Origin of the sequence: Nocardia sp. NPDC057455, assembly GCF_042802775.1 — a bacterium.
In the GTDB taxonomy this organism is placed as follows: Bacteria; Actinomycetota; Actinomycetes; order Mycobacteriales; family Mycobacteriaceae; genus Nocardia.
Genome location: NZ_JBHVDM010000032.1, coordinates 47,982 through 74,797 on the forward strand (window position 1 = coordinate 47,982; position 26,816 = coordinate 74,797).

The following is a 26,816-nucleotide window of genomic DNA, read 5'->3' on the forward strand; positions in this document are numbered from 1 at the left end:
CTACGATCGAGTCCCTGGAGACGTGGCAGAGCGGCCGAATGCACTCGCCTTGAAAGCGAGCGTCGCGAGAGCGACCGGGGGTTCAAATCCCTCCGTCTCCGCTGCCTGAGAACCGCTGGCAGGCTCGAACACTCGGTGCCTGTGAGCGGGTTCTGCCGTTGATGCCCGATATCGGCATCTCTCGACCGCATGCCGGCCGCAGGCGATTCGGTCGATTCCGAGGGGGTGCTGTCATGTGGGCGGGTTCGTCGCAGGGGCAGATGGTGGGAGCCGGATCGCAGCCGCTGGATCCAGCGCGCAGCAGTGGCGGTCAGTCGGTCGGCTACGGTCCCGGCGGGTGACCGCGGTCCTGTCATCGCGACAATGGAAAACGTAAGTGCGGCTGGCATTCTCGATCATCCACGCCTACGATGGTGATCGGGGAAAGGGGGATGATCGCAAGCTATCGTGCCTGTTAGTCGCTACGGCAAGTGCTTGATGCGCATTGATATAACTCGTCTGTTCTCGGGGGAAGAAATCATGACCATTCTTCGTAAAAAGATTTCGTTCGTTATTGCCGCCGCGGCGGTTGCCACCGGATCGTTGGCACTCGCGGCACCGGGCGCCAACGCATATCCCACTCACATCCCGTGTGATAAAGCGCATGCGAACTGGACGTCGTACGACGGCCCGGGCACCAGCGGTCAAGGCTGGGTGTGCACCTACAACGACAAAGAAGGCTGGCACTGGCAGCGCACATGACCCTTGCGCGCACCTGTTGACTCCGCTCGAGTCTTCGTCGCCGACGGGGCGGTCACAGCGCCGTGTCGGCGCCGAAGTCTCTGCGGACAAAGTTCGGCCGGATGTCCAAGTCGGGTGGGTCGTAGTAGCGGTGGAAGGTCGGCGTCAGCCCGGAGGAGATCGGCGGGTTGATCCAGGACCAGTCGGTGGGGCAGGCGCGGCCCGCGGCTTCCTCGCGCTCGACGTGATCGCAGAACTGTTTGGCGACGGTGTGATGGTCGACGATGTACACGCCCGCCTTTCGGAAGCTGTGCAGCACCGCGCGGTTGAGTTCGACCAGGGCCTGATCGCGCCAGAGGTTGCGCTCGGCTCTCGTGTCCAGGCACATCATCTCCGCGATCAGCGGAAGCATGTTGTAGCGGTTGGCGTCACTGAGATTGCGCGCGCCGATCTCCGCGCCCAGGTACCAGCCGTTGAACGGCGCGAACGGATACGTCATGCCGCCGATCTCGAGATTCATGTCGGACACCGCGGGCAGCGCGTGCCAGCGCAGGCCCAGGCCGGCGAACCACTCGAACTCGGGATGCACGAGTTCCACCTCGCGGGCGAGTTCGGGTGGGATGTCGAACCAGCGAATCGGCTCGTCCGGCGTGCTGATCAGCAGCGGGAGAATGTCGAAAGGCGTTCGGGCGCCGCGCCACCCGAGCTTCATGGCGAATTCGGTGAGTTCGACGTTGGCAGCGTCGCCGGTGACCGTGCCGTCCCCGTTGCGATAACCCGCGTAGCGGATGATCTGTGGGCTGACGATGCGGAACTCCCGCCCGTCCGCTTGCCGTGGCGGCCCGACGGTGATCATCGATTGGATGGCGCCGTTGTTGGTGGCCATGTGCAGGTGCTGCCAGCAGACCTCGGCCAGATCGCGTGCCGAGCGAACCCGCCGCGCGTCGAGCAGCTTCAGCGAGCGCCAGTGTTTCCGGCCCACGCAGCGGGCGTGATTGCGCCAGGCGAGTTTGGCTCCGATCAGTATCTCCTCGACGGTCTGGAGATAGGAGCCGGTCTGTTCCAGCTGCTCCAGCGCGCCGCGCCTGCGCTGGGCGTTCAGATGCGCCAATTCGGGCAGCCGGAAGAACTCGTCACACTCCCGCAGCCGGCGTTCCAGATCGGTGCGGAAAGTTTTCGAGTTCGATTCGTTCTCGATCGAGAAGACAGGTGACACTGGATTCACGGTTTTCTCCGGTCGGGCATAGGTGCTGCGAGTAAACAGGCGAGTCGAGCGAAGAATGCGCGCGTGCGCGCAGCCGGTACCGCGGGAGCCGCGGTCGGCCCGCGAAAGCGCGCGGGGCGGATGCCACGAAATAGCCTCTGCCCGAACAACACGTGCGCTCCCCAGGGACTGTCGCGACTGCGAACCGGGCGGCCGGTCCGTATGCCGTGCCGAAGCGTGGTGCGGTGACCTCGGCGCGAGCGGTGCGGATGCGCGATCATGCCCGTCCTAGTTCGATAACCCGAAAAGGCTCGGCGCTCAGCGTACGGCGGGTGTGCTGATGGTGTGCCGTGATTTGCTGGATTTGCTGGATCGGCCGAAGGCGCGGACGCGAATCGGCATGCCGAGTATCGTTGCCGGGGTCCGCTTTTCAGAGAATGAGCGGTTCGCGCGTGCGCGGTGTCATCGGGGCCGGCGATCGACGTCGTCTTTTCTTCGGCTGAGAACGCTTCCGCCGGGTCACCATGTGATCGGGGGTTCGAGGTGTCGGCATACACATTCGGCACGCGGACTATGGCGGTGCCGGATTTCTCTTCGGAGCCTCACATTCGGGAGGTTCCGGCCGCAGGGAAGCGCGGGGGTGTTCCTCGGCATGGTGACGGCCTTCGGCTCGCCCTCGTCGTCTCTGGCAGGATGGTTCGCATGCTCTGTCGCCGCGGGGTGCGGCGTTGGCTCTCCAGCGCCCTGATCAGCGCCGCACTCGTCTCCGGTGCGGTGTCGTTCGGTGCTCCCCAAGCCACGGCGGCACCCGGTAATACGCCGCCGGTCAACACCGGGTCCGCGGACGGGCCCGGTCCGGCCGAGCCGACCAGTAGACAACCCTCGACGCCGCGGATCGATCGCATCGAACCGATCAACGATCGCTGGCTGCGGGTCTACGTCGCCTCGCCCGCGATGAGCCGTGTGGTCGAGGTGCAGGTCCTGCTTCCACGTGACCAGTCGCACCCGCGTCCCACCGTGTACATGCTCGACGGGCGCAGCGCGAGCCCCGACAGCAACAACTGGACCGAACTCGGGCACGCCGACCGCTTCTACGCGGACAAGGACGTCAACGTCGTGCTCACCGTCGGCGGTCCGGCCAGCTTCTACACCGACTGGCAGCAGGCCGACCCGGTGCTCGGCACCAACAAGTGGGAGACGTTCCTCGCCAAGGAGCTGCCCCCGCTGATCGACGCGGAGTTCGACGGCAACGGCACCAACGCGGTCATGGGCGTCTCGATGGGCGCGGAGGCCGCGATGATGCTCGCGTTCCGCCGGCCGACGCTCTACACGGCGATCGCGGCGCACAGCGGCTGCTTCTCGATGGGCACCGACATCGGCCAGGCGCAGGCGCGCGCCGTGGTGGCCACCTACATGGGCGAGCCGGACAACATGTTCGGTAAGCAGGACGACCCGGCCTGGCTGGCGCACGACGTCACCCTGCACGCGGACGCGTTGCGCGGTAAGACGATCTATCTGTCGGTCGGCAGCGGCCTGCCCGGCGTGCACGACGTGCCCGGCACACCGAACGTCGACCTGCCCAGCGCCATCACGTTCGGCGGCCCGCTGGAGGCAGCGACCAACGCCTGCACCCGGCGGCTCACCGACCGGCTGCGGTCGCTCGGCATCCCGATCACCGCGCACTTCCGGGCCACCGGCACGCACTCCTGGCCGTATTGGGAGGACGAGCTCGCCCTCTCCTGGCCGACGATCGCGCCCGCGATCGGCGTCCGCTAACCCAGGAACCGCGCGAGCACCTCCGGCTCACGGGCGAAGCTCAGGAAAAGGTCGTTCTCGTGCGGGTCGCCGATCGTGACGCGCACCCCGTCCGCCCCGTACGGCCGCACCAGCACCCCGGCCGCCGCGCTGGCCTCGCCGAACTCGGCGCTGCGCGCGCCCAGCGGCAGCCAGACGAAGTTCGCCTCGCTCGGTGGCACCGGGTACCCCGCCGCCACCAAGGCGTCGCGCACCCGTGCGCGTTCGGCGACCAGAAGGTCGGTGCGGTCCAGCAATTCGTGGCGCGCCTCCAGTGACGCGATCGCCGCCGCCTGCGCGAGTCGGTTCACGCTGAACGGGATGTGCACCTTCAGCAGGGCCGTGATCACGGCCGGGTCGCCCACCGCGTAACCCACCCGCAGCCCGGCCAGACCGTACGCCTTGGAGAAGGTACGCAGCACAACCACATTGGGCCTGGTCCGGCCGATCTCGACACCGTCGGGATGGTCGGTCAGCCGCACGTATTCGTAGTACGCCTCGTCCAGCACCACCAGCACGTGCGTCGGCACCGCGTCCAGGAACCGGACCAGCTCGGTTCTGCCGACGGCGGTGCCCGTCGGGTTGTTCGGATTGCAGACGAAGACCAGCTTGGTCCGCTCGGTGACGGCGGCGGCCAGCGCGTCCAGATCGTGCACCTGACCGGTCGTGAGCGGCACCTGCACGGCGGTGGCATTGCCTACCTTGGTCACGATCGGGTACGCCTCGAAGGAACGCCACGCGAACAGCACCTCGTCGGACGCGGACGAGCAGGTGATCTGCACCAGTTCCTGGCACAGCGCCACACTGCCACAGCCGACCGCGACGTTCTCGAAGCCGACCCCGAGGAACTCGGCCAGCACCGTGCGCAGCTCGGTGACCTGGTTGTCCGGATAGCGGTTGGCCAGCTCGGCCGCCTCGGCGATGGCTTTGGCGGCGGCGGGCAGTGGACCGACGGTCGTCTCGTTGCTGGCCAGCTTGACCGCGCCGGGATTGCTGCGGCCGGGGGTGTACGCCGGGATCAATTCGAGGTCCGGCCGGATCTGCGCTGTCACACTCCAACCCTAATCCGCGCCGTGGAAAGCCCGATCGGCGTACCGGAGAATCTCTGGGCCAGCGGCCCTCACATGCAATTTCTACCGAAGATCAGCAACTCGCCCTACGCTGGTTTCATGTCGGGCACCTACGACGATATGGCCCCGCTGCGGGCGAGCGACCAGGAAGACGAGCGGCCGACCAGCGGTGGGCAGGTGCCCATCACGGTGGTGGAGCCGGAAGGTAACGCCCGCGGCGGGATCGTCCTGCTGCACGAGTCACGCGAGTTCACCGGCGCTTTACGCGACCTGATGAACGCGCTGGCAGGCGAGGGCTGGACGGTGATCGCACCGAAACTCTTCCATCGGGGGGCCGCGGAGCCCGGCACCGGGGTGTTCGGCGACGAGCTGTTCGAGGACTTCGACGCCTGCTTCGACTGGCTCACCCGGCGCGGGGTGTTCCCCGACACCATCGGTGTGCTCGGCTTCGACTCCGCGGGCACCGCCGCGTTCCTGGTCGCGACCAATCGTCCGATCGGTGCCGCGGTGAGCGTCGCGGCGCACGGCATCACCCAGCCGCTCACCGCCCAGGCCGACGCCTTGGTGACCGCGGCTCCGCACCTGCAGGCGCCGTGGCTGGGTCTGTTCGGCGTCGACGATCCGTCCACCCCGCCCGCTCAGGTCGACGAGCTACGCGACGCGACCGCCCGCGCGGCGGTCGCCAGCCTGGTCGTCACCTACCCCGGCCTGCACCACCGTGCCGACACCTCCGAGGCGGACGACGGTGACGCGGTCGATTCTCAGACCAGAATTTTCGACTGGTTCGACAGTAACCTGCGCTGACCAGCTGTTTTGTGATCTGGACGGTAGCTACTGTAACCTTTGGGCTCGGCGGTTCGAAAGGACCGGTGCCCTCGAAGAGAAGGCTCCAGGAGGCGTGCCAGAGCGGCCGAATGGGACTCACTGCTAATGAGTTGTCCCTTCACGGGGACCGGAGGTTCAAATCCTCTCGCCTCCGCCACACCCGGGAAACCGGGTACAACTGAATAACACCTGCGCCCGTAGCTCAACGGATAGAGCATCTGACTACGGATCAGAAGGTTAGGGGTTCGAATCCCTTCGGGCGCACACAGGTAGAAGGCCCCTCCGCGATATGTGGAGGGGCCTTCTCGCATCTCTGGCGACACAATCGACGACAATGCCACTCGAACAGCGCATCCATACCCGTCACGCCGCACGGCGTCGATGGCGCAGCGATACACGCGTTGGCTTGTGTGAGTGTCGCAGGTGATGGTTGGCGTCGGCTCCACCGGAAGCTCGACGTCGGATTCGGACAGATCAGTGGCTGTCGGCTCTGTGGCGGGGTGACGTCGCCGAGCCCTGCGTGCAGGGGGAAATCGATACACTCTCGGCGTGCCATTGATCGAGGTGACCTATGCATCGCGTGTCCCCGAAGCGATCCTTCGGGAACTCGCGCAACGACTTCCGCATCTGGTGTCGGTGGCAGTCGAATGCCCGGAGGAACCGTACGACTTGGATCTGCAGCCGGGAGATGTCGAGCTTCGATTCCGGGAGTTGGGTCCGTTCGATCGCAGTGGGCTGGATGTGGTGATCGAGGTGCGGTCGAAGTGGTTCGCCAGCCGGGCCGACAATCGGCAGGAGCGGGTCGAGCGGCTGCACGCAGATATCGAGCAGGCGACAGGACTGGACGATTTCGGGGTCTACTTGTCGCTGCCGGTCGCCGCGTGGGAGCAGAGCGAGCCAGACCATCCGGCAGGCCAGGCTTAACTCGACCCTTGCCTCACGAGTGGCACACCACGGTGGGGCCTTCTCGGCCGATGCCGCAGCGGTGTGCCACTCGCGGGTTCCTCGTGAATCGAACCGATGGATCGACGGTGCGTCATTTCCAGGCGGGGAGGTTCGGCAGGTCGCCGGTGAGGTCGGAGCCGGGGCTGCGGCCGAGGAGCCAGGCAGCGAGGGAGGATGCGGGGCCGGAGATGGTGTGGGTGGCGGGGGAGGGGCCGATGGTGGCGGTGAAGTCGGAGTCTGTGGCGTGCAGGGTGAAGGGGGCGAGGGGGGTGTCGGTGGTGAGGCGGGTCAGGTCGGCGGTGGCTTGGGGGAGGATGCGGGCGACGAAGGATGCGGGCCAGTCGGAGGGGTGGTAGTCGGCGTTCAGGTCGACGTGGTGGATTTCGACCTCTTGCAGGCGCATCCAGAGGACTTCGGTGGCGGGGATGGGGCGGCCTTGGCGGGTGCGGACCTGGGCTTGCCACGCGTCGTCGGTGAGTGAGCGGGCGAGGGCGAGGAACCGGGTGGCGGCGGCCTCGTTGTCGGCGAGGTGGTCGGGGAGTGAGCGGGGCGCGCCCGCTTCGATGTCGCTGTCGCGCAGCAAAGCGTTGGCGTACTGCGGGATTTCGACTCCGGTGTGGGCCCACAGCAGCAGGTTGACCAGGCTGTCGGCGTTGCGGGCGAGGTGGGCCATGACGTGGCCGCGGGTCCAGCCGGGCAGTGAGGAGGGTTCGGTGACGGCGTCCTCGTCGAGGCCGCGGATGGTGTCGAGCAGGCGGGTGGTCGCCTCGGCGACGGTGTCGAGTTGCACGAGGGTCTGCGAGGCGGTGGTCACGGTCTCGACCCTAGCGAGCGAGAACCCGGCTCGCCGCGAACGACGGGCCGGTTCGATCGGGGAACAGGGTGATCCGAGGCCACCGGAGACCGAGGACCTGAGTGCGAAGGAATCGCGCCCTCGACGCCCTACCCGGTAACGACCGCGTCGGCTTCGATCTCGACCAGCAGGGCCGGGGTGATCAGACCCTTGATCTCGTACATGGCCGTCGCCGGACGGATCTCGCCGAACACCTCCGCGTGCGCCTCGGCGACCTCGGGCCAGCGGCTGATGTCGGTGACGAAGATGCGGGTGCGCACCACGTCGGCCAGGCTCGCGCCCGCCTCTTCCAGCGCGGAGCCGATGCGCCGCAGGGTTTCCCTGGTCTGCTCGCCGATGTCGTCGCCGCCGACGGCCGTGCCGCCGGGGGCCGAAGCGGTGGTTCCGCTGACCGCGACGACATCACCGAGCCGGACCGCTCGCGAGTAGCCGACGATGTCTTCGAACTCCGAACCCGAGGAGATGTTCACGCGATCACTCATGGGCGACAGCATCGCACGGCGCCGAGCACGGCCATGTTCCGGACAGCCGAGTGCGGGCACCTGCCGGTCCACATCCGAAACGGTGCCAGCGAACGGCGATGCGGTCGCCGTAATCGGCGCATCCCCTTCCGTGCCGCCGGTTGCCAGGCGGCCGGCTCTGCGGAGCCCGCCACCCCGGTCGTGCTGCCGATCAACTGCGCCAAGGGCATTCTCGCGGTCCTGGAAAACTCGTACGAGCAAGGTGTCGCCGTGCAAGCCGAAGCGTCATCCGCACCCCTTGACTCGCAGTCGTCAGTACCCGTCCGGGCGACTCGGTAATCGGCTCGGCTCGGTCGGCTCCCGGCTCTCCACGATGACGGCGGCCGCCAAGGCGATCAACCACAGCGACATCGCACCCACCTGAATCCGCTGCGCTATGCCCAGGGCGTAGTTCCCCGGCAGGTTGTCGGCCACCAGCATCCACACCGTCGCCACCACACCGATCACCAGTACGACCAGGCCGAATTCGCGCAGCACCCGCCAGCGCCGGTAGCGGAACGCGGCGAGGCTGAAGGCGAACGCGGCGACCGCGATCGAGGTGACCGCCAGCGTGCTCGTCAGCGCATGCGGCTGATGCAGTTGCGGGAAGAGTTCCCGAGAACCGCCGCACCCGCTCTCGCCGGGAGCGCAGTCGCGCAGCGGTAGCAGGACGTCGGCGATGGTCGCCGCGCCGAAGCAGAACAACGCGAGCCAGCCGACCGTGCTCAGCCTGCGGCGCGGGAACAACAGCAGTCCCGCGATGGCGGCGGGTATGAGCGACACCCCGACGATCAGGTCCGCGGTCGCGAACACCTGCCGGTACGGCTTGCCCTCCGCGTCCAGTTCGCTGAGAAACGTGTCGACCGGGTCGAGGTCGATTTTCAGCGCGAACTGGAGCACCCAGGACGAATAGCAGACCCCCGCGATCGCGATCGCCGCGGCGACCAGCACCGTTGCCGGTCGCACTCGCCGCACGGCGGTCTCCGAGCCACCCGTCACGTCCCTATTGTGCTGGTTGCTAGAGCGCGCCGGACAGCGGCGGGCCGCACACGTCACTACCATCCGGGACACAGGGTCTTGTCAGCTTCGCCCGGCACGCTGGACGACAGCTGCAACTCGAGGAGGTCCCCATGCTCGGTTTCGCGACTGCCGCCGCCGGAATCGCGGTCATCACGGTGATGGTGATGTCCGGTTACCTGGCCGCACACGCTCCGCGTTCACTCGTGCGGGTGCGGCACAACCGCTGACAACTCGGCCTGGACACGATCGGCCGCACGGACGGGATCCTCGTGCTCCCAGATTCGGACCACGCGCCATCCCGCCGCGACGAGCGCCGCGTCGGTGGCCCGGTCCCGGGCCACGTTGCCCGCCAGTTTGGCCGCCCACCATTCGGCGTTGTTCTTCGGATCGGTGGCGTGCTGGGGGCAGCGGTGCCAGAAACAGCCGTCCACGTAGACCGCGAGCCGCCGCCGTGGGAAGACCAGATCGGCGCGCCGGCGCTGGCCCCGGATCGGTGCGCGGTCGACGAAGTAGCGCAGCCCGCGGCGATGCAATTCCCGGCGCAGCGCGAGTTCGGGATCGGTTCCGGTGCGCCGCTGGCGCGCCATGCGCGCGCTGGTTGCCGCATCGGTAGGAGGTCGGTTCATGCCGCCCAGCCGCCCATCCGATCCAGATGGCTTTCCACATCGGCGAGGAAGCCGGGCGGGAAACGCAGACTGCCCATGGTGGTGCGGCGCAGGAATCCCGCCGTCGCGCGGGCGGAGAGCAACTGCGCGTCGGTGAGGAAGTGCGCCAGGTCCTCGTACGGCTCGTGCACCGGCCACGTCGAGACCGGTACTCGGTAGGCCACACCGGCGTGCCCCCACGCGGCGACCGGCCACGGTGTGCCCGGCGCGAGCGGCTGATCTCCGGAGATCGGATCGAGTGGAGCGGCCAGCCGCGATCCCACCCAGGCCGCCATCCGCACGCTCACCGCGTTGCCGACCAGCTTCCAGCGGTGGCCCTTCCGGATGCCCGGCATCTCGGTCGCGGGCGACGTCCAGCCCGGGTCGAAGCCCTGGAGGCGTTCGGCATCCGAAATGCCCGGCGTGACGATCTCCCCGGACGGCAACCGCACCGCGGGCGGGCTGGCGATGCCGAGCGCGGAGCCGCCCTTCAGCGTCGGAACCGCGTTCACCGCCCAGCCCAGCCCACGCACCCCTTCGGTCCAGTAGAAGCCACACGGATGCATCGTGGGATCGCCGGTCACACGGGGGCCGGCGTCCTCGCCGAACAGCACCCCGCGCGGGTCCTCGGTGCGGGAAGCGAGCATCAGCACTCGCTGTCTGCGCTGGGGCAGGCCGAAGGCGCGGGCGTCCACTACGCGGTAAGCCCAGGTGTAGCCGAGTTCGTCGAGCGCGCCGGTGATGTGCCGCATCGCCGCGCCGCGGCCCAGTTGCAACATGAACGGCACGTTCTCGATCAGTAGCCAGCGTGGGCCACGCTTGCGGCGCACCAGCCGGAACACCTCGTCGACCAGACCCGAGCGCGTGCCGGTGATGCCCGCGGTGCGCCCCGCCTGGGAAAGGTCCTGGCACGGGAATCCCGCCGCGACCAGTTCCGTTCCGGTGGGGATGGCCCGCAGCCGGGTGATGTCGGAATGCAGGGGTACGTCCGGGAAACGGGCGGCGAGCACCCCTTGGGCCCCGGGCTCGATCTCGCACAGCAGTTCGGTGTGCCAGCCGTGCCTGCCGAGGCCGAGCTCGAGTCCGCCGATCCCGGCGAACAGCCCGACCATCCGCGCGCCAGTCAACGACCGTCCCTTTCTTCGCGTCCACACCGGACGCCGCCCGCGCGTCCCGTGCCCCGGGAGCAGGTTACTCGAGTCGTCGGGGCGATCCCCGAACACGCGACCATCGGTCGCGGCACCTGGTACGGTCCGCGTGTCACGCCGTGCGATCCGTGCGTATTTCCGATAATGCACATGGGTGGTCGCACACGGACGTGATGACCGGCCGTTCCGCCTGCGCTCCAGTGCCATCCGTGCGGGCCGCCCACGATCCTGGTGGCGCGCTCGCGCATCGCTTTTGCTCGACGACGTTCCAGAGCGACGCTAGGGAAAGTGAGCGAAACATGCAGATGCCTTCCACCCGTAACGGACAGTTTCCCCCCGTTGTGGTCACCAGCCTCGCGGCGACCACTTCCCTCGCGGGTGACGTGGATTCCACGTGGAAGGGCTTGCTCAACGGCGACAGCGGTATCGACGTCCTGGAAGACGATTTCATCGAGGAGTTCGAGCTGCCGGTGTGCATCGGCGGGCATCTCGTGGTCCCGCCCGCCACGTATCTGGACGTGGCGGAGGCCCGCAGACTCGCCTACGTGGAACAGCTCGCGGTCGTGCTCGGGCGTGAGGTCTGGCGCAACGCGGGCAGTCCCGAGGTGGACGAGCATCGCCTTGCGGTGTCGATCGGCACGGGGCTCGGCGGCGCGGAGGCGATGATCCACGCTCGGGACAAGCTGCGCAACGGCGGCCATCGCAAGGTGTCACCGTTCACCGTTCAGGCGGTGATGCCCAACGGAGCCGCGGCCTGCGTCGCGCTGGAACTCGGAGCGCGGGCGGGAGCGACGACGCCGGTGTCGGCCTGTTCCTCCGGTGCGGAGGCGATCGCCAACGCGTGGCGCACGATCGTCATGGGCGACGCCGACATGGTGGTCACCGGCGGCGTGGAGGGTTCCATCCAGGCCCTCGCGATCGCGGCGTTCAGCATGATGCGCGCGATGAGCACGCGAAACGACGCGCCGAAGAGCGCCTCACGTCCGTTCGACGCGGAGCGCGACGGCTTCGTCTTCGGCGAGGCGGGCGCGCTGATGGTGCTGGAGACCGAGGAGCACGCCAAAGCGCGCGGCGCGACCATCCACGCCCGGCTGATGGGCGCGGGTGTCACCTCCGACGGCTTCCATCTGGTGGCGCCCGACCCCGAGGGCACCGGCGCCGCGCGTGCGATGACGCGGGCGATGCGCACGGCGGGTCTGGCCAAGTCCGATATCGCGCACGTCAACGCGCACGCGACCGCCACCCCGATCGGCGACACGGCGGAGGCGCGCGCGATCAGCCAGGCAGTGGGCAACCACGCGTCGGTCTACGCGCCCAAATCGGCCCTCGGTCATTCCATCGGCGCGGTCGGCGCGCTCGAATCGGTGCTCACGGTGCTGAGCGTGCGCGACGAAATAGTCCCGCCGACGCTGAATCTGGACAATCAGGATCCCGAAATCGATCTGGACGTGGTGCACGGCCGAGCCCGGCCCGGCCGTATCGATTACGCCCTGAACAACTCGTTCGGATTCGGCGGGCACAATGTGGCGCTCGCCTTCGGCCGGTACTGACCGCCAGGTGGCCGGGACACCTGCTAGCCTTCCCGGCGCTTCGTTATCGACCTGTGTTCGGTGTCATTGCACGCCCTGAGTGGCTGTGCGCTGGAAAAGGATAAGGCGATGATCGACGAAACCTTCGACGACTATCTGGACGATCAGGGCAATATCAGAATTCACGGGAACAGGACTCTGATCGACTTCGTCGACAAGCACAGTGTGGAGAACGGCGACGAACTCGCCTACCGCTTCATCGACTACTCGCGGGAGAGGGACGGCGAATACCACGAACTCACCTGGCGGCAGTTCGGTGTGCGACTGCGGGCGGTGGCGGCCCGGCTGCAACAGGTCACCCAGCCGGGCGACCGGGTGGCGATTCTCGCTCCGCAGGGGCTCGACTACGTCGTCTCGCTGTTCGCCGCGGTGTACGCGGGCACTATCGCGGTTCCGCTGTTCGATCCGGAGGAACACGGCCACACCGACCGTTTGCACGCGGTGCTGGGTGACTGCATGCCCGCCGCGATCCTCACCGCGGGCTCCGCGGCCGGCGGTGTGCGGAAGTTCTTCCGGCACCTGCCTCCGCCGCAGCGTCCACGCATCATCGCGGTGGAGGCGATCCCGGACAGTGTCGGCGCCTCCTGGGTGCGGCCGGACATCAATATCGACAGCGTCGCCTACCTGCAGTACACCTCGGGATCGACCAGGACGCCCGCGGGCGTCGCGATCACCCATCGCGCGGTGGGCACGAATCTGTTGCAGATGATCGATGCCATCGGCGTCACCGAGCATTCGCGCGGAGTCACCTGGTTGCCGCTGTTCCACGACATGGGGCTGCTCTGCGTGATCCTGCCGACCGTCGGCGGCGGGTTCATCACGATCATGTCGCCCAGCGCGTTCGTGCGCCGCCCTTATCGCTGGATCAAGGAACTGGCCGCGGCTTCCGACGGCGCCGGAACCTTCGCCGCCGCGCCCAATTTCGCGTTCGAACACGCCGCGGCGCGCGGCAAGCCGAAGCCAGGCGAGGAACTGGATCTGTCCAATGTGATCGGGCTGATCAACGGCAGCGAGCCGGTCTCGATGTCGTCGATGAAGAAGTTCAACGAGGCTTTCGCGCCGTACGGGTTGCCGGAGACGGCGATCAAGCCTTGCTACGGCATGGCCGAGGCGACGGTGTTCGTCTCCGCCACCCGGGCTCAGGACAAGGCGAAAGTCGTCCACGTCGACCGGACCGAGTTGAACGCCGGGCGGATGGTCCAGGTCGCCGCGGACGCCGACAACGCCGTCGCGCAGGTGTCCTGCGGATACGTCGCGCGGTCGCAGTGGGCGGTGATCGTCGACCCCGAACACGGCACCGAGCGACGGGACGGTGAGGTCGGCGAGATCTGGCTGCACGGCGAGAACATGGGCATCGGGTACTGGGGGCGCGACGAGGAGACCGAGGCCACCTTCCGCGCCAAGCTTGCCTACCGACTGACCGAAGGCAGTCACGCGGAGGGCACGCCGCCCGGCGCCGACTGGATGCGCACCGGTGATTTCGGCGCCTACCTCGACGGCGAGCTGTACATCACCGGCCGGGTGAAGGACTTGGTCATCGTCGACGGCCGCAATCACTATCCGCAGGATCTGGAGTTCTCGGCCCAGGAATCCAGCACGGCACTGCGCCCCGGCTTCGTCGCGGCGTTCTCGGTGCCTGCCAACGAACTGCCCGCACTGGTCTTCGAACAGGGCAGCCGCTCCGGCCTGACATTCGACGCCGAGAACACTTCCGAGCAGTTGGTGATCGTCGCCGAGCGCAATACCGGTGCGAGCAAGCTCGAGTCGGAGTCGGTCGCCGACACGGTGCGCGCCGCGATCGCGCAGCGCCACGGTGTCATGGTCCGGGACGTACTGCTGGTGCCCGCGGGTTCGATTCCGCGCACGTCCAGCGGCAAGATCGCCCGCCGTGCCTGCCGGGCGGCCTACCTGGAGGGCACGCTGCGCGGCGGCCACCAGCAGCAGGCGTTCCCGGACGCGCCGCAGGAATGGGAGTCCGAGACCGCGGTCGTCGGCTAGAGCCGGGTCTCGGTCTCGTACTCGAATTCCCGGACGTCGGCGCCCACGATCCGAGCGTCGAGGTCGCCCGAGGTACCCGTGCCGCGGAAGCGTTCCACCGCGGCACGGGTGGTCCAGCGCTCGTAGACGTTCACCCGATCGGGTTCGAGCAGGTCCGCGCCGAGGCTGAAGTCCAGGCAGCCTTCGCAGGCGCGGGCGAGCGCCACCACCTCCCGGCAGCCCTCGAGGTAACGGTCGCGATCGGTGACCCGCAAATATCCGGCGACGATCAGCATGGGAGGCAGTCTAGATCTGTGCGGCTTGACCTCGAGTTCGCTCGAGGTTGTTGGCTTGGCGAATGAGCGTCGCACCCGTCGCCGCGGATGTCCGGCGGCGGCCGGAAAATCGGTTGGTCGATGCACGTTCCGGTGCGACCCTGGAATGTCGGACCCCGCTGCGAACATCACCGTGGGTCCCGTTCTCCGCCGCCAGTCGCATACCTCGAGGGGGAGTCATGTCTGTCGCACTGGACGTTTCGTCGGCCGAACCGGAGGCCGACGAAACGGAGCGGCCCGCCGCCACGGGCCGCCTGCATTCCCTGCGCCGATTCTGGCCGTACCTGCGTCCGCACGCCAGGATTCTGTCCGCCGCCAGCGGTCTCGCCGTGCTGTCCGGCCTGACGGCCGTCGTCATACCGTTGATGATCGCCCGGATCATCGACGGCCCGATCGCCCACCGCGATCTCGCGGGCGCGCTCTGGCCGGTGGCCGCGGTCGCGGCACTCGGACTGCTGGAGGCCGGTGGCGTGTGGGGACGCCGCTGGCTGATCGCCGGGCCCGCGACACGGTTCGAGATCACGGTGCGCGCGAAGATTTTTCGCAAGCTGCAAGCGCTGTCGATCGGCAGGCACGACGCGTGGGAGTCGGGTCAGCTGCTCTCGCGCGCGATCGACGACCTGGCCACCATGCGCCGGTTCGTGTCCTTCGCGGCGCCGTTCCTGCTCGTCCATTGCGTGATCATCCCGGTAGGCCTGCTCGTGCTGATCGGGCTGAGCCCGCAGATCGGCCTGATCTTCGCGGTGATCTCGATCCCGTTGGTGATCGGCTGCATCCGCTTCGAGCGCCGATACTCGGTGGCCTCGCGGCGTTCCCAGGACCAGTCCGGCGATTTGGCCACCACGGCGGAGGAGTCCGCGCAGGGCATACGGGTGCTCAAGGCATTCGGGCGGGGCGTGTTCTTCGGCCGCCGTTTCACCGCGCAGGCGCAGGAGCTGCGGCAGACCGAACTGCTGAAAGCGCGCCTGGACGCGACGTTGTGGTCGATCATGGTGAGCCTGCCGCAGCTGGCCATCGCGTTCGCGCTCGGGTACGGCGGGTACGCGGTGGCGCACGGCACGATGACGCTCGGCACCTTGATCGCGGGCATCACGCTGGCGACCTTCCTGCAGTGGCCGATCATCTGGACCGGCTTCCTGCTCGCCGAACTGAACGACGCGCGCACCGCGGCCGACCGGTACTGGGAGATCATCGACACCCCGATCGACATCACCGACCCGGCCGACCCGGTGGATCTGCCCGAGCGCATCCGTGGCGAATTGCGCTTGGACGCAGTGCGCTTCGCCTTTCCCGAGGCGGAAGACGATGTGCTGCGAGAGGTGTCGTTACGGGTGCGCCCCGGCGAGACGGTCGCGCTGGTCGGCGCCACGGGAAGTGGCAAGACGGCACTGCTCAACCTGATTCCGCGCCTGTACGACGTGACGGGCGGTGCGATCACCATCGACGGCATCGACATCGCGGCGATGCGAGTCGCCGACCTGCGGTCGCTGGTGTCGGTGGCGTTCGAGGACCCGGTGCTGTTCTCCGCGAGTGTGCGGGAGAACGTCGCGCTCGGCGACCCGGCCGCCACGGACGCCGACGTACGTCGCGCTCTGGAGGTCGCGCAAGCCACCGGGTTCGTGGACGACTTGCCCTGGGGCTTGGACACCAGGATCGGCGAACAGGGCCTGAGTCTGTCCGGTGGCCAGCGGCAGCGACTCGCGCTGGCCCGCGCGGTGCTCACCGGCGCGGGCGGGGGCAAGCACAGCCGGATCATGGTGCTCGACGACCCGCTGTCCGCGCTCGACGTGGAGACCGAGGAGCGGGTGCAGGCCCGCCTGCGCACGGTGCTGGCCGACGCGACGACGCTGCTCGTCGCACATCGTCCTTCTACGGCGGCGCTGGCCGACCGGGTGGCGGTGCTCGCCGACGGCCGGATCGTCGCCGAAGGCACCCACGATCAACTACTGCGTACCACCAGGAGTTACCGCGAACTGATGGGAGGTGAGTAGCGATGAGTACGACCACCGACGCGAAAGACGACGCAGCGGCGCTTGTTCCGGTACAGAAGGAAGGTGCGGCCGACTGGCGTGGCATAGCGGGCGAGGACAAAGAAGTCACCGAGACCGGAAACCTGGTGCTGGCCGAACGCTCCCGGCGGCTGCTGCTCGACCTGGTCAGGCCCCACCGCAAGCTCACCGTGCTCGCGCTGGTGCTCATCGTGCTGGACAACGTCGCGAAGGTGTCCGCGCCGCTGTTCGTCGCGCACGCGCTGGACACCGGCATCGCGCGCGGTGTCGAGGGGAACTGGGGGCCGCTGGCCGGGATCGTGGCCGGCTACCTCGGCTCCGTCCTGCTCGGCGTGGTCTGCACGTACTCCTTCCTGCGAGTGTCCGGCAGGCTCAGCCAGAGCGTGCTGTTCGACCTGCGGGTGCGCGCCTTCACGCATGTGCAGCGGCTCAGCGTCGCCTTCCACGAGAAGTACACCTCCGGCAAGGTGGTGGCGCGGCTCACCGGCGACATCGAGACGCTGCAGGAGCTGCTGGAGAGCGCGCTCAATCAGGCGCTGAGCGCGATCCTGTCGGTGCTGACCATCGCGGCGCTGCTGATCTACCTGGATCAGGTTCTCGCCGCGATCGTGCTGGTCGGATTCGTCCCGCTGGTGATGGTCACCCGATGGGCGCAGCGCAGGCAGCGAGCCGGCTACCGGCGCACCCGCGCCGCGATCGCCAAGGTGGTCGTGCAGTTCGTCGAGTCGATGGGCGGCATGCGGGCGGTGCAGACGTTCCGCCGTGAACAGCGCAACGAGTCGGTGCTCGCGATCGAGGACTCCGAGTACCGCCGCGCGACCACGGTGGCCATGCGCGGCATGGGCGACTACGCCGGCCTGACAAAACTGCTCGGCAACCTGACCACGGTCATCATCATCGTGGTCGGCGCCTGGCGGGTGATCGAGGGTGATCTCGCGGTCGGCGTGCTCGCGGCCTACCTGCTCTACCTCAACGAGTTCTACGGGCCATTGGACGAACTGGCGCAGGTGTTCAACGCCTACCAGTCCGCGGCGGCCGCGCTGGAGAAGATCTCGGGCGTGCTCGAGGAGGAGCCGTCGGTGCCCGAGCCCGCGCGCCCGGTGGCATTGCAGAAGGCGTCCGGGGCGGTGCGGATGGAGAAGGTGTGGTTCGGCTACGGCGCCGCTCCTACGGCCGGTTCGTCCGGTGCCGGGCCGGACGCATCCGATCAGCGCCTTTCCGGTGCTCCCGCGGTGGACGTCGACCGGTCGCCGATGGCCGATGTCTCGGCAGGGGCATCGGCGGCGCGGAAGGATGCTTACCCAGCCCCTTCGACCGAATCGGGCAAGCCCGATCGCCGGACGCGACCGGTGCTGCCCGAGTTCACCCTGGACATCCCGGCGGGGCAGGTGATCGCGCTGGTGGGTGCGACCGGTGCGGGCAAGTCGACGCTGGCGAAGCTGCTGACGCGGTTCTACGATCCGTCCGGCGGCGCGGTCACCCTGGACGGCGTCGACCTGCGCGAGGTGTCCGACGCCGACCTGCGCCGCAACGTGGTGATGGTCACCCAGGAGTCCTACCTGTTCTCCGGTTCGGTGGCCGACAACATCCGGTTGGGCAGGCCTTCGGCCACCGACGCGGAGGTGTTCGCGGCGGCGCGCGCCGTCGGTGTGTACGACTTCGTGCAGGCGCTGCCCGAGGGCTTCGCCACCGATGTGCGCAAGCGCGGCGGCAGGCTCTCGGCGGGGCAGCGGCAGTTGGTCGCGTTCGCGCGGGTATTCCTCGCCGATCCCGCCGTGATCGTGCTGGACGAAGCCACGTCGAGCCTGGACATCCCCAGCGAACGGCTGGTGCAGCGTGCGCTGGAGACCGTGCTGCGCGGACGCACGGCGGTGATCATCGCCCACCGGCTGTCCACGGTGGCGATCGCGGACCGGGTGCTGGTGCTCGAAGACGGCCGGATCGTCGAGGACGGCGCGCCGGACGCCCTCATCGCGGGCACCGGCCGGTTCGCGGGCCTGCATGCGGCGTGGCGGGAGTCGCTGGTGTGATGAGCGGTGGTTGTGCGGGCCGGGGGCGGGTGTCGCTTACGGTAGATACGTGACGACCCCAGCCTCCGACCCCGAGCGCCCCGCCGCGAGTCCGCAGGAATCCCGGTGGCCGGCGATCCTCACCTGGCGCGCCCACGACGCGACCCGGATGGAGTCGGTGCGGGTGCAGCTCAACGGCAACCGCATCCGCGCCGCCGGGCGCATGATCGGTGGTGCGAGCGCGGACCACCCCGCTTTCAGCGCGTCCTACGACCTGGTCACCGACGAGAACGGCGCGACGAAGCGGCTGTCGCTGCGCACCACGACGGCCGCCGGTGAGCGGCACGCCTCGATCGCCAGGGACGAGGAGAACTACTGGCTGGTCGACGCGGGCGGGAACCACGTACGCTCCACCTTCGCCGGCGCACTGGACGTGGACGTGGTGCTCAGCCCGTTCTTCAACACTCTGCCGATCCGCCGCTACGACCTGCAGCATGCGGTGGAGGACGTCCAGGTCCCGGTGGTCTACGTCCGTCTGCCCGACTTGCTCGTCCAAGAGGCGACGCTGATCTACAGCAGCGCGGCCGACGGCATCAGCGTGCTGTCACCGGTCTCCAGCGCCACGGTCACGGTGGACGCCGACGGCTTCCTGCTGGACTACCCGGGCCTGGCCGAACGGATCTGACGCCTCGACGGCCCGGATTGTCGTCGGAGCTGCCCGGTTCGTGCCGGCAACTGCCGTCTGGCGTGGATCGACATCCGCGCAGAGAGCCTCAGGTCACGAGGCGTTCACCCGCGATCTACAGCGGCCGACTTCGGTGCGCCGGGGATGCGGGTCGGCGGCCGGTCCTCGGCAGCTGCCGCACTTCCTTCGACCGAACTTCGCAGCCGGCGGGAGATCAGCTCAGCCGGGTGAGGACGCCACCGCGCTGCCCCGCCGCTCGCAGGTCTTCCAGCCAATCCTGGTCACCCGGACGGATATCCGTGATCTCCCAGCGACGCGCGGATTCGTAGCGTCCTCGGGCGTCGTGCCCGGCCTCGACCAGATCCGCGAGGGACGTCTCGTCACGCAGGCTGTCGCGGGCAGCGCCGAGCACGGCGAGCGTTTCGTCCAGGACCTCCAGCAGCGCCGCCGAATTCGGTTCGCAGATCGCGCGAACCAGATCGGGCGCCGTGCCCGCCACCCGGGTGCCGTCACGGAACGATCCAGCCGCGAGTCCCAGCGCGAGATCACCCCCGGCCGCGCCCGCCAGAGCCAGGGCCTCGGCCAGTACATGCGGGAGATGGGAGATGCGCGCGACGGCGCGATCGTGCTCGGCGGCCACCACCGGCACCACCACCGAGCCGCAGTCCAGCGCGAGCCGCACCACGCGGGTCCACGGGTCTACCCGGGTGCCCTCGTCCACGCCGACCGCCCACACGGCATCACGGAACAACTCCGGATCGGTGGCGACCCAACCGGATTCGGATGTACCCGCCATCGGATGACCGCCGACGTACCGGTCGGCGAGACCGTGGTCGCGCACAGCCGCCGCGACCGGCGCCTTCACGCTCACCACATCGGTGAGCGCGCACCCCGGCGCGTAGGTGGCGATCGCGGAGAACATGTGGTCCACAGCGGGCATCGGCACCGCGACGACGATCAGCGCGCCGGTCTCAGCGGCGCGGCGCAACGCGGCGGGCAGGTCTTCGGTGACGTCGAATCCGTCGGCGCGAGCGGCCTGCGCACCCGTCACCGACCGGTTGTATCCCCAGCCGTCGTAGCCCGCCGCGACGGCCGCGCGTAATAGCGACCCGCCGATCAAACCGGTCCCGAGGACGCATACGGGTGCTTTCTTCGCCGAAGTCACCGGAACAGATTGGCACACGACTTCAACATTTCCGCTCGAGCAGACTACCGTTGCGGCCATGGCAGCACAGCGCTCGGGCACGAACAGGGCGGCGTCGGACGATTACGACGACGTGGAGGGGTTCGCAGTGGCGGTTGTCCGCGAAGAAGGCAAATGGCGGTGCAGTCCGCTGAGCCGGGACGCGCTCACCGATTTGTCCGCCGCGGAAAACGAACTGAAGGCTTTGCGCAGCTCCGGAGCGGTGTTCGGCTTGCTCGACATCGACGATGAGTTCTTCATCGTGCTGCGGCCGGCGCCGAGCGGGACCCGGATGCTCGTCTCGGACGCCACGGCCGCGATCGATTACGACATCGCCGCGGACGTCCTCGAGGCCTTGAACGTAGAAATTCCGGATATCGATCCGGACGAACTGGATGACGTCGAGCCGTGGGAGGAGGGCGACCTCGGGGTGCTCGCCGATCTCGGCCTGCCCGAACCGGTGCTGAGCGTCATCCTCGCCGAGACCGATCTCTATCCGGACGAGCAGCTCGCCATGATCGCCCAGCGTCTCGGCTTCGACGGTGAACTCGCCGCGGTACTGGACAAACTGCCCCGCTGACGTGGGCGTTCTTCCGAACGGCCCGTTTGCGTCCGACGCCGACATGGTGCGTGCCGCCATCGGCGCGGCGGCAGCCGCCGGGGATCGCGACGTGCCGGTCGGCGCGGTGGTGTTCGACTCCGCCGGAAGGGAACTCGCGCGGGCCGCGAATGCGCGGGAAGCGCTCGGCGATCCGACCGCGCACGCGGAGATCCTGGCCCTGCGCCGTGCCGCCGCGGTGCACGGCGACGGATGGCGGTTGGAGGGCGCCACCCTCGCCGTCACCCTGGAACCGTGCACGATGTGCGCGGGCGCGCTGGTGCTCGCGCGGGTGGGCCGCCTGGTCTTCGGGGCGTGGGAGCCGAAGACCGGCGCTGTCGGGTCGCTGTGGGACGTGGTGCGCGACCGTCGGCTCAATCACCGGCCGCAGGTGCGCGGCGGAGTGCTCGCGGACGAGTGCGCGGCGCTGCTCGACGAGTTCTTCCGCACCCAACGCTGAGTCCGCAGGTCAGCACACGATTTAGCGATCCGGCGACGGTCCGGTATGGTTGTCGGCGGTGGCGTGTCCGAGCGGCCTAAGGAGCACGCCTCGAAAGCGTGTGAGGGGTAACCCCCCTCCGAGGGTTCAAATCCCTCCGCCACCGCCAAAGCCCTTCATCTGTTAGTGCAGGTGAGGGGCTTTTTCTTCATTACAGAGCCCAGCTGAAGGAGGGCGATCCGGTGTCCGAGCCCGACCACCATTACTGGATGAACCGGGCCATCGAGCTGGCCCGCTTGTGCCCGGTGGCCGAGGGCGCGTTCTCGGTGGGCGCGGTGATCGTCGCCGACGGTGCGGCGATCGCGACCGGCTACTCACGCGAGTCCGACCCCAAGGAGCACGCCGAGGAGGCCGCGCTCGGCAAACTCGACCCGTCGGATTCGCGGCTGGCGCGAGCCACGCTCTACAGCACGCTGGAACCCTGCTCCGAACGCGGGACGAAGGACCGGCTGCCGTGCACCGACCGGATCCTGCGGGCCGGCATCCCGGTTGTGGTGATCGCTTGGCGCGAGCCGTCGACGTTCGTGGTGAACTGCGTCGGAGTGGAGAAACTCCGGCAGGCGGGCGTCAGGGTGATGGAACTGCCCGAACTGGCCGAGGCGGCGATGTCGATGAACCGGCATCTCGACCTCTCCTGAGCGCGCTCAGTCGTAGTCCCAGTACTGCAACCAGCGCACCGACGCGAACAGCAGCAGTGTCAGCGCGTAGAGCACGACGACCATCACCGTCCCCGCGATGCTGATCCGCCTGCCCGCACCGTCGATCGGATCGAGCCACCGGCGGAACCGGCTCGCCACCGCGGGCGACAGGAAATAGCTCATCAAGCCCACGCTCACGATCTGGCTGAGCCACAACGCCAGCCACGGTGGCGCTCCCATCCGGTCCAGTACCGGGCCGAGGAAGCGCGACAGCACCATCACTGTCGGATACAACACGAGCAACACCAACATGGCGGTTTTCCACGTCGGCGTCATCCTGGTCTCGCCGTCGACCGTTCGCACGGTGGAGCCGAACGGCGTGGTGTGCGCCTCCACGGTGAAGTCCTCGGTGAGCTTCGAGCGCAAATCCGGTAAGGCGGCGGTACGTTCGTCCGAGCGCATCCATTCCGACAATTGCCGTTCGGTGCGGAATCGGAGCACCGAAAACCAGCGCCCGCCCCCCGACGGGAAGAGGGCAGCGCCTTCGAATCCGGGAAACTCGGAACTCACCGCGACGAGCCGCTCCTCGGTCGCCTCGAATTCGGCTTCCTTGTCGCGCGCGACACTGTGCCGGAACACACCGATACCCGGCGGTGGCGACTCGCCCTCGACGATGATCAGATCCGAACTCTTGCAATAAAAGCCGAGCGATGCGCCGTCGGACAGTGCGGCCGATCGTTCGGCCGAGTCCAGGAATGCGTGCAGCGCCGCTTCGGATCTGAACGTGACGCTGAAACCCGGTTCGAGAAGCGGGCTTTCGATCACCGCCACCGACGAATGCGCGAATCCGTCCATATGGCACGCGATTTCGGACATCTCCGCGAGCCAATTCCGGAAATCCGTATCGTGCGCCGGCCGGTGAAAGACCGTTACGACGGTAGCGGCGGCGTCCATCGGCGCTACGCGACATCGACGCGACGACCCTGCACATAGACCTCGGTGATCGCGGGTTCGCGGATACCCATCAGCAGTGCGAACAGCGTCTGATCCCGGGCCAGAGCTGGGTCTTCGGAACGAACGCCGTGTGCAAGCGTGCGGTCCAGCGCCGGAACGCGCGCCGGTTCCACCACGATGAAGTCGGCTTCCTTACCGATATCGAAATTCCCGAATCGATTTTCCATGTCCAAGGCGCGCGCACCGGCCAGCGTGCCGGTGAACAGCATTTCCGCGGGGTGCATCGACACGCCGTGCTCGCCCGGCTCGGAGATGTGCACCTTGAACGCGGCCGACAGCACCTGCGGAATCAGCCATTCGTCGCCCCCGCCGTAATCGGTGCCCGCGGCCACCGTGACGCCGGAGGCGAGCGTCCGCTTCCACGGCATCGTGCCGGAGCCCAGGAACTGCTGCGACACCGGACAATGCGCGATCGACGTGCCGGTTTCGGCCATCCGCCGCAGCTCGGCATCCTGGCAGTGCACGCAGTGGGCGAGGATGCTGCGCCTGCCGAGCAGGCTCTTGCCGCCCACCGCCGACCCGGGCAGGAACTTCCCGTCGTAGGTGTCGAGATAGGTGGTCACGCCGTAGGCGTGCTTGGTGGTGTCGACTTCGCCGGTCCCCGGGCGGTTGTTCTCGTTGAGATGACTGTGGAAATAGACGCCGCGTTCGCGCACCGAGTCGTACAGCTCGCCGAGGTTGTTCAAGGTCCGGCGGGTGACCGCCAGCGAAAAGCGGGGGACGATCGCCACGTGCAACAGGGCGGTATCCACGTCACCGGTGTCGGCGGCGTGCCATTTGCCGATCTCCTCGGTCGTCAAGCGGATGGCGTCGTCTTCGGTGGTGATCAAAGGCGCTGCCGAAGGATCTCCTGTTGTTTGAATGCCGCGGCCGCTGACCATTCGAATTCCACGCCGTCGGGTCTCGTCGAACAGGGCGTCCTGCGCGTGCGGGAACGCCGAGCCGAAAACCATCGCCGCAGTGGTGCCCGCGGCGATGCGTCGCGTACAGAATTCCGCGGCCGCCGATCGCGCGAACTCCGGTTCGGCATAACGGGATTCCGCCGGATAGATGCACAATTCCAGCCACTCCAGCAGCTGGCCGCCGCCGTAGGCATCGCCCGCGAAGGTCTGCGGGAAATGAACGTGGGTGTCGACGAAACCTGGAAGAAGGAATCCGGGGCGATGGTCGAACACTGTCTCGGCGTGGTACTCGTCCGGTATATCGGAGCGCGTTCCGCAAAATGCGACGCGACCACGATCGTCGATTATCAGGGCCCCGTCCGGGACGTCGGCCAGCGCGTCGGCTACATCGTCGGTAGCGGGGCTACCGGCGATGTGGAAAATGTGCCCCAAGTGGACTTGGCTCACCATTCGAGGAGAACACACATCGCTGCGGCACGCGAGTGGATCGGTCGAAATGCGATCAGATGCCGCGCGAGAACAATCTCACCGGCGGTGGCATACGGTAACCGGCGAGTTCGATGAATCGGGCGCTCACGCTGGGCTGCCTGCCCTCCAGCGGGCCTGCCCCGACGGTGTTCATCATCCGGTTGATCACATTGAAGCAGGTGCCCACCCAGACGGCCTGGTCGAACGCTTCCCGGGAAACCCCCGCCAGCCGGACCACGGCGGCGTCCGCCGGAGTCAATCCGTCGGGGTCACGGGCCATTCTCGCGAGGAAACCGAGCATGGCCCGCGCCTCGGGACGCAGCGGGGAATCCGTGCCGTCGGCCAAGGCGCGGGTCACCACATCGGCGTCGACGTACGCACCGGCGATCGCCTCGTGCGAGGTGGCGCAGAACGGGCACTCGTTGGCCTGCGAGGTGTGTGTCGCGAAGATCTCGCGCTCGGCGATGGTCCAGTACGACGGTCCGCGCATGACCTCCTGGATCAGGTCCGACAGCGGCGATCCGAAGAACCGGTGCCGGTAGAACAGCACCTTCAGTACAGCGGGGACTTCCACGCCGCTGAACCGCCGCATGGCCCACAACACGAACCTGGTGGGCCGGTCATGGCCGGATCGCACCGCTTCGAGCCACATTTCAGTCTCCCTCCCACGCCAGATGCGCGGCGCGCAGACGCCGGTCGGCCGCACCGTAGGCGGCGACCGCGGTCGCCTCGAAGATCTCGTCGTCGGTGTGCCCGGCCGCTTTCAACGCGACGATCTGCTGCTCGGTGACCCGGTAGGACCGGTCGGCCACCAACTCGGCGAAGGTGGCGAGTTCCGTGGGGTCGTGCTGGTCCGGATCGGCTGTTCCGGCGGCTCTGGTTCGCAAGACGCGGCGGATCTCGCTCGACAGCCGCCCCGGTGCGGTCTCGAGGTGCGTACCGAACCGCTCCCATTTCTCACTCATCGAGCCACGCATGGGCCCATTCTGGCCGACGACCGTCGCCTTCGCTGGAAATCGCAGGCGCGCAGCGTCAGTCGCTACGGCCCGCCTGCTTGCGGAGCACGACCCGATGGTGGTCCAGGTCGATCCCGACCAGCGGCGGCGCGCCCTCGTCCTGCTCGTCTCGCAGCATCGATATCGATTCGCGATGGTCCAGCTCCATGCGCTTGGTCGCGTAGAACAGCGCGGTGAACTCGTCGGTGAACGTGCCGGAGACCGGGGTACGGCGGCGTCTGCGACGTTTGTTCACGGTCAGCTCGTAGACCGCCACCAGCACGAGCAGGATCACCCACCCGGGGATCCACCACTGCAACACCGATGCCATGGCACCGAGGCTACCCGGCCGTGCCGAACCGATTCGAAAATTGCTCGTTTCACGAAGGGTAACGGGTGAGATCGCGGGTATACGCCCGATACGGAAAGTGCGGGAAGGACGCGATGCCAGATGCGCCGTCGGACAATCCGCGCGGGAACGATGCGCGAGAGAAACATGAGAATCGGAAGTGTAATCGTCTTGATCTGGTTGCTGATCGGCGTGATCGCCGCAGCACAACGCCACTACTTCGACAGTGGACCGGTCAACTGCGCCGGTTTCGGCACCATCGCCGTCACTGTCATCGCGGGACCGCTCAACTACATGGGCGTGAATCCGAAGGTCGCGGATTGTAATGTCCCGCAACCGAGTCCGTAATCCGATCGAGTGAACGCGGACGGCCGGGTGGTCATGCCACCCGGCCGTCGGCGTTTGTGCTCCGAGTGGTTACTGATGTGAACTGAAGATTCGCTATTTGCGAATAGGCGCGTATCTCGCTGGTATTTGTTTGGTAGCTACCAGTGTGGCCGGGTATTCGTGCTCACGGGGAGCACGGAAGGAACCGAGGAGATGCGCGACTACGAAAACCGTGCACGTGCCAGACGCGGCCCGGGCACCGGCTCCCGGGTGTTCGGGTTCCTGCTGCTGGCCTGGCTGGCGATCGGGTTGCTCGCGGCCGGTCAGCGGCACTATTTCGACAGCGGCCCCCCGATGAACTGCGCCGGGTGGGGCACGATCGGCCTCACCGCCCTCGCGGGCCCGCTCAACTACGTCGGGATCAATCCGCGAGTGGGCGACTGCGAACTTCCACAACCGAGCCGGTGAAACGCACTCGGCCCCGCATCCGGAGTCCGGATGCGGGGCCGAGCCATG

At 67.8% G+C, this 26,816-nt stretch carries 28 protein-coding genes and 4 tRNA genes; 18 read left to right on the plus strand and 14 right to left on the minus strand.

What is annotated here, in order from left to right; translation table 11 throughout:
* Nucleotides 1–16: 16 nt before the first annotated feature.
* A tRNA-Ser gene (locus ACFU5M_RS15640) sits at nt 17–101 on the plus strand.
* A gap of 418 nt (nt 102–519) precedes the next feature.
* Nucleotides 520–741, plus strand: a complete 222-nt coding sequence (locus ACFU5M_RS15645; RefSeq protein ID WP_379049185.1) for a hypothetical protein — start codon at nt 520–522, stop codon at nt 739–741.
* A gap of 52 nt (nt 742–793) precedes the next feature.
* Here ACFU5M_RS15645 and ACFU5M_RS15650 read toward each other — a convergent pair whose 3' ends face one another.
* Nucleotides 794–1,918: a nitric oxide synthase oxygenase gene (locus ACFU5M_RS15650; protein ID WP_379049238.1), complete on the minus strand. Its 1,125-nt coding sequence runs from the start codon at nt 1,916–1,918 to the stop codon at nt 794–796.
* Between the two features lie 708 nt (nt 1,919–2,626).
* On the opposite strand from ACFU5M_RS15650, the gene ACFU5M_RS15655 reads away from it, so the two are divergent.
* Entirely contained in the window at nt 2,627–3,700 is a 1,074-nt protein-coding gene (locus tag ACFU5M_RS15655; protein ID WP_379049187.1) for an alpha/beta hydrolase, read from the plus strand.
* Here the strand turns inward: ACFU5M_RS15655 and hisC are convergent.
* Nucleotides 3,697–4,770 (minus strand): histidinol-phosphate transaminase, encoded by a 1,074-nt coding sequence (gene hisC, locus ACFU5M_RS15660; RefSeq protein WP_379049189.1) that lies wholly within the window; start codon nt 4,768–4,770, stop codon nt 3,697–3,699. The genes ACFU5M_RS15655 and hisC overlap by 4 nt on opposite strands.
* 117 nt (nt 4,771–4,887) lie before the next feature.
* On the opposite strand from hisC, the gene ACFU5M_RS15665 reads away from it, so the two are divergent.
* The 4 genes from ACFU5M_RS15665 (at nt 4,888) to ACFU5M_RS15680 (ending at nt 6,537) form a co-directional block, all read left to right on the plus strand.
* Nucleotides 4,888–5,592, plus strand: coding sequence for a dienelactone hydrolase family protein (locus ACFU5M_RS15665; RefSeq protein WP_379049191.1), 705 nt, complete (start codon nt 4,888–4,890; stop codon nt 5,590–5,592).
* Between the two features lie 88 nt (nt 5,593–5,680).
* A tRNA-Ser gene (locus ACFU5M_RS15670) sits at nt 5,681–5,770 on the plus strand.
* Between the two features lie 34 nt (nt 5,771–5,804).
* Nucleotides 5,805–5,877, plus strand: a tRNA-Arg gene (locus ACFU5M_RS15675).
* A gap of 285 nt (nt 5,878–6,162) precedes the next feature.
* The gene (locus tag ACFU5M_RS15680; RefSeq protein WP_379049193.1) at nt 6,163–6,537 is read left to right on the plus strand and encodes a hypothetical protein; all 375 of its coding nucleotides are present in this window, start codon (nt 6,163–6,165) and stop codon (nt 6,535–6,537) included.
* Nucleotides 6,538–6,649: 112 nt separating this feature from the next.
* On the opposite strand, the gene ACFU5M_RS15685 is transcribed toward ACFU5M_RS15680, so the two are convergent.
* The 5 genes from ACFU5M_RS15685 to ACFU5M_RS15705 form a co-directional block, all read right to left on the minus strand.
* Nucleotides 6,650–7,372, minus strand: coding sequence for a maleylpyruvate isomerase family mycothiol-dependent enzyme (locus ACFU5M_RS15685; protein WP_379049195.1), 723 nt, complete (start codon nt 7,370–7,372; stop codon nt 6,650–6,652).
* Nucleotides 7,373–7,500: 128 nt separating this feature from the next.
* Nucleotides 7,501–7,893 (minus strand): RidA family protein, encoded by a 393-nt coding sequence (locus tag ACFU5M_RS15690; protein ID WP_379049197.1) that lies wholly within the window; start codon nt 7,891–7,893, stop codon nt 7,501–7,503.
* Between the two features lie 291 nt (nt 7,894–8,184).
* On the minus strand, nt 8,185–8,910 hold the full coding sequence (locus ACFU5M_RS15695; RefSeq protein WP_379049199.1) for a DUF998 domain-containing protein: 726 nt from the start codon (nt 8,908–8,910) through the stop codon (nt 8,185–8,187).
* A 218-nt stretch (nt 8,911–9,128) separates the two neighbouring features.
* The gene (locus ACFU5M_RS15700; protein WP_379049201.1) at nt 9,129–9,557 is read right to left on the minus strand and encodes a very short patch repair endonuclease; all 429 of its coding nucleotides are present in this window, start codon (nt 9,555–9,557) and stop codon (nt 9,129–9,131) included.
* Nucleotides 9,554–10,687 (minus strand): DNA cytosine methyltransferase, encoded by a 1,134-nt coding sequence (locus tag ACFU5M_RS15705; RefSeq protein WP_379049239.1) that lies wholly within the window; start codon nt 10,685–10,687, stop codon nt 9,554–9,556. Before ACFU5M_RS15705 ends, ACFU5M_RS15700 begins: the two co-directional genes overlap by 4 nt.
* A 335-nt stretch (nt 10,688–11,022) precedes the next feature.
* Here ACFU5M_RS15705 and ACFU5M_RS15710 point away from each other — a divergent pair, with 335 nt between their 5' ends.
* Both ACFU5M_RS15710 and fadD32 read left to right on the plus strand, forming a co-directional pair.
* Entirely contained in the window at nt 11,023–12,273 is a 1,251-nt protein-coding gene (locus ACFU5M_RS15710; RefSeq protein WP_379049203.1) for a KasA/KasB family beta-ketoacyl-ACP synthase, read from the plus strand.
* A 111-nt stretch (nt 12,274–12,384) separates the two neighbouring features.
* Entirely contained in the window at nt 12,385–14,310 is a 1,926-nt protein-coding gene (fadD32, locus tag ACFU5M_RS15715) for a long-chain-fatty-acid--AMP ligase FadD32 (RefSeq protein WP_379049240.1), read from the plus strand.
* On the opposite strand, the gene ACFU5M_RS15720 is transcribed toward fadD32, so the two are convergent.
* Nucleotides 14,307–14,585: a putative quinol monooxygenase gene (locus tag ACFU5M_RS15720; protein ID WP_379049205.1), complete on the minus strand. Its 279-nt coding sequence runs from the start codon at nt 14,583–14,585 to the stop codon at nt 14,307–14,309. The two genes, fadD32 and ACFU5M_RS15720, sit on opposite strands and share 4 nt — an antisense overlap.
* Nucleotides 14,586–14,803: 218 nt before the next feature.
* Here ACFU5M_RS15720 and ACFU5M_RS15725 point away from each other — a divergent pair, with 218 nt between their 5' ends.
* Genes ACFU5M_RS15725 through ACFU5M_RS15735 form a run of 3 tightly spaced genes read left to right on the plus strand, consistent with a single transcriptional unit; the run spans nt 14,804 to nt 19,327 of the window.
* The gene (locus tag ACFU5M_RS15725; protein WP_379049207.1) at nt 14,804–16,615 is read left to right on the plus strand and encodes an ABC transporter ATP-binding protein; all 1,812 of its coding nucleotides are present in this window, start codon (nt 14,804–14,806) and stop codon (nt 16,613–16,615) included.
* A gap of 2 nt (nt 16,616–16,617) precedes the next feature.
* On the plus strand, nt 16,618–18,663 hold the full coding sequence (locus tag ACFU5M_RS15730) for an ABC transporter transmembrane domain-containing protein (RefSeq protein ID WP_379049209.1): 2,046 nt from the start codon (nt 16,618–16,620) through the stop codon (nt 18,661–18,663).
* A gap of 49 nt (nt 18,664–18,712) precedes the next feature.
* Nucleotides 18,713–19,327, plus strand: a complete 615-nt coding sequence (locus tag ACFU5M_RS15735; RefSeq protein WP_379049211.1) for a putative glycolipid-binding domain-containing protein — start codon at nt 18,713–18,715, stop codon at nt 19,325–19,327.
* Nucleotides 19,328–19,541: 214 nt separating this feature from the next.
* On the opposite strand, the gene ACFU5M_RS15740 is transcribed toward ACFU5M_RS15735, so the two are convergent.
* A complete protein-coding gene (locus tag ACFU5M_RS15740) occupies nt 19,542–20,492 on the minus strand; it encodes a prephenate dehydrogenase (protein ID WP_379049213.1) in 951 nt (316 codons plus the stop codon).
* Nucleotides 20,493–20,550: 58 nt separating this feature from the next.
* On the opposite strand from ACFU5M_RS15740, the gene ACFU5M_RS15745 reads away from it, so the two are divergent.
* From ACFU5M_RS15745 to ACFU5M_RS15760, 4 genes are all read left to right on the plus strand, one after another.
* Entirely contained in the window at nt 20,551–21,090 is a 540-nt protein-coding gene (locus ACFU5M_RS15745; protein ID WP_357043411.1) for a tRNA adenosine deaminase-associated protein, read from the plus strand.
* Between the two features lie 43 nt (nt 21,091–21,133).
* Complete coding sequence (locus tag ACFU5M_RS15750) at nt 21,134–21,568, plus strand: nucleoside deaminase (protein WP_379049242.1); 435 nt, start codon at nt 21,134–21,136, stop codon at nt 21,566–21,568.
* A 57-nt stretch (nt 21,569–21,625) separates the two neighbouring features.
* Nucleotides 21,626–21,716 (plus strand) — tRNA-Ser (locus tag ACFU5M_RS15755).
* Between the two features lie 73 nt (nt 21,717–21,789).
* Nucleotides 21,790–22,245 carry a deaminase gene (locus tag ACFU5M_RS15760; RefSeq protein ID WP_379049216.1) on the plus strand — a complete coding sequence of 152 codons (456 nt, stop codon included), beginning with the start codon at nt 21,790–21,792 and terminating at the stop codon, nt 22,243–22,245.
* A 6-nt stretch (nt 22,246–22,251) separates the two neighbouring features.
* On the opposite strand, the gene ACFU5M_RS15765 is transcribed toward ACFU5M_RS15760, so the two are convergent.
* The 5 genes from ACFU5M_RS15765 to ACFU5M_RS15785 form a co-directional block, all read right to left on the minus strand.
* Entirely contained in the window at nt 22,252–23,121 is an 870-nt protein-coding gene (locus ACFU5M_RS15765; RefSeq protein ID WP_379049218.1) for an antibiotic biosynthesis monooxygenase, read from the minus strand.
* 83 nt (nt 23,122–23,204) lie between these two features.
* Nucleotides 23,205–24,611: an amidohydrolase family protein gene (locus ACFU5M_RS15770; protein WP_379049220.1), complete on the minus strand. Its 1,407-nt coding sequence runs from the start codon at nt 24,609–24,611 to the stop codon at nt 23,205–23,207.
* A gap of 52 nt (nt 24,612–24,663) precedes the next feature.
* Nucleotides 24,664–25,281: a carboxymuconolactone decarboxylase family protein gene (locus ACFU5M_RS15775; protein ID WP_379049222.1), complete on the minus strand. Its 618-nt coding sequence runs from the start codon at nt 25,279–25,281 to the stop codon at nt 24,664–24,666.
* 1 nt (nt 25,282) lies between these two features.
* Nucleotides 25,283–25,606, minus strand: coding sequence for a hypothetical protein (locus tag ACFU5M_RS15780; protein ID WP_379049224.1), 324 nt, complete (start codon nt 25,604–25,606; stop codon nt 25,283–25,285).
* Between the two features lie 55 nt (nt 25,607–25,661).
* Nucleotides 25,662–25,955 carry a DUF6191 domain-containing protein gene (locus ACFU5M_RS15785; RefSeq protein WP_379049226.1) on the minus strand — a complete coding sequence of 98 codons (294 nt, stop codon included), beginning with the start codon at nt 25,953–25,955 and terminating at the stop codon, nt 25,662–25,664.
* 165 nt (nt 25,956–26,120) lie between these two features.
* Here ACFU5M_RS15785 and ACFU5M_RS15790 point away from each other — a divergent pair, with 165 nt between their 5' ends.
* Nucleotides 26,121–26,321, plus strand: a complete 201-nt coding sequence (locus tag ACFU5M_RS15790) for a hypothetical protein (RefSeq protein ID WP_040864380.1) — start codon at nt 26,121–26,123, stop codon at nt 26,319–26,321.
* Between the two features lie 192 nt (nt 26,322–26,513).
* Nucleotides 26,514–26,768 carry a hypothetical protein gene (locus tag ACFU5M_RS15795; RefSeq protein ID WP_379049228.1) on the plus strand — a complete coding sequence of 85 codons (255 nt, stop codon included), beginning with the start codon at nt 26,514–26,516 and terminating at the stop codon, nt 26,766–26,768.
* Nucleotides 26,769–26,816 lie beyond the last annotated feature (48 nt).

Coding starts and splice junctions, on each gene's coding strand:
- ACFU5M_RS15710 (WP_379049203.1), top strand. CDS start 11,023: ATGCAGATGCCTTCCACCCGTAACGGACAGTTTCCCCCCGTTGTGGTC.
- ACFU5M_RS15770 (WP_379049220.1), bottom strand. CDS start 24,611: ATGGTGAGCCAAGTCCACTTGGGGCACATTTTCCACATCGCCGGTAGC.
- ACFU5M_RS15725 (WP_379049207.1), top strand. CDS start 14,804: ATGTCTGTCGCACTGGACGTTTCGTCGGCCGAACCGGAGGCCGACGAA.
- ACFU5M_RS15775 (WP_379049222.1), bottom strand. CDS start 25,281: ATGTGGCTCGAAGCGGTGCGATCCGGCCATGACCGGCCCACCAGGTTC.
- ACFU5M_RS15745 (WP_357043411.1), top strand. CDS start 20,551: ATGGCAGCACAGCGCTCGGGCACGAACAGGGCGGCGTCGGACGATTAC.
- ACFU5M_RS15705 (WP_379049239.1), bottom strand. CDS start 10,687: ATGGTCGGGCTGTTCGCCGGGATCGGCGGACTCGAGCTCGGCCTCGGC.
- ACFU5M_RS15750 (WP_379049242.1), top strand. CDS start 21,134: ATGGTGCGTGCCGCCATCGGCGCGGCGGCAGCCGCCGGGGATCGCGAC.
- ACFU5M_RS15765 (WP_379049218.1), bottom strand. CDS start 23,121: ATGTCCGAAATCGCGTGCCATATGGACGGATTCGCGCATTCGTCGGTG.
- ACFU5M_RS15720 (WP_379049205.1), bottom strand. CDS start 14,585: ATGCTGATCGTCGCCGGATATTTGCGGGTCACCGATCGCGACCGTTAC.
- ACFU5M_RS15790 (WP_040864380.1), top strand. CDS start 26,121: ATGAGAATCGGAAGTGTAATCGTCTTGATCTGGTTGCTGATCGGCGTG.
- ACFU5M_RS15730 (WP_379049209.1), top strand. CDS start 16,618: ATGAGTACGACCACCGACGCGAAAGACGACGCAGCGGCGCTTGTTCCG.
- ACFU5M_RS15645 (WP_379049185.1), top strand. CDS start 520: ATGACCATTCTTCGTAAAAAGATTTCGTTCGTTATTGCCGCCGCGGCG.
- ACFU5M_RS15795 (WP_379049228.1), top strand. CDS start 26,514: ATGCGCGACTACGAAAACCGTGCACGTGCCAGACGCGGCCCGGGCACC.
- ACFU5M_RS15655 (WP_379049187.1), top strand. CDS start 2,627: ATGCTCTGTCGCCGCGGGGTGCGGCGTTGGCTCTCCAGCGCCCTGATC.
- ACFU5M_RS15700 (WP_379049201.1), bottom strand. CDS start 9,557: ATGAACCGACCTCCTACCGATGCGGCAACCAGCGCGCGCATGGCGCGC.
- ACFU5M_RS15785 (WP_379049226.1), bottom strand. CDS start 25,955: ATGGCATCGGTGTTGCAGTGGTGGATCCCCGGGTGGGTGATCCTGCTC.
- ACFU5M_RS15780 (WP_379049224.1), bottom strand. CDS start 25,606: ATGCGTGGCTCGATGAGTGAGAAATGGGAGCGGTTCGGTACGCACCTC.
- ACFU5M_RS15665 (WP_379049191.1), top strand. CDS start 4,888: ATGTCGGGCACCTACGACGATATGGCCCCGCTGCGGGCGAGCGACCAG.
- ACFU5M_RS15690 (WP_379049197.1), bottom strand. CDS start 7,893: ATGAGTGATCGCGTGAACATCTCCTCGGGTTCGGAGTTCGAAGACATC.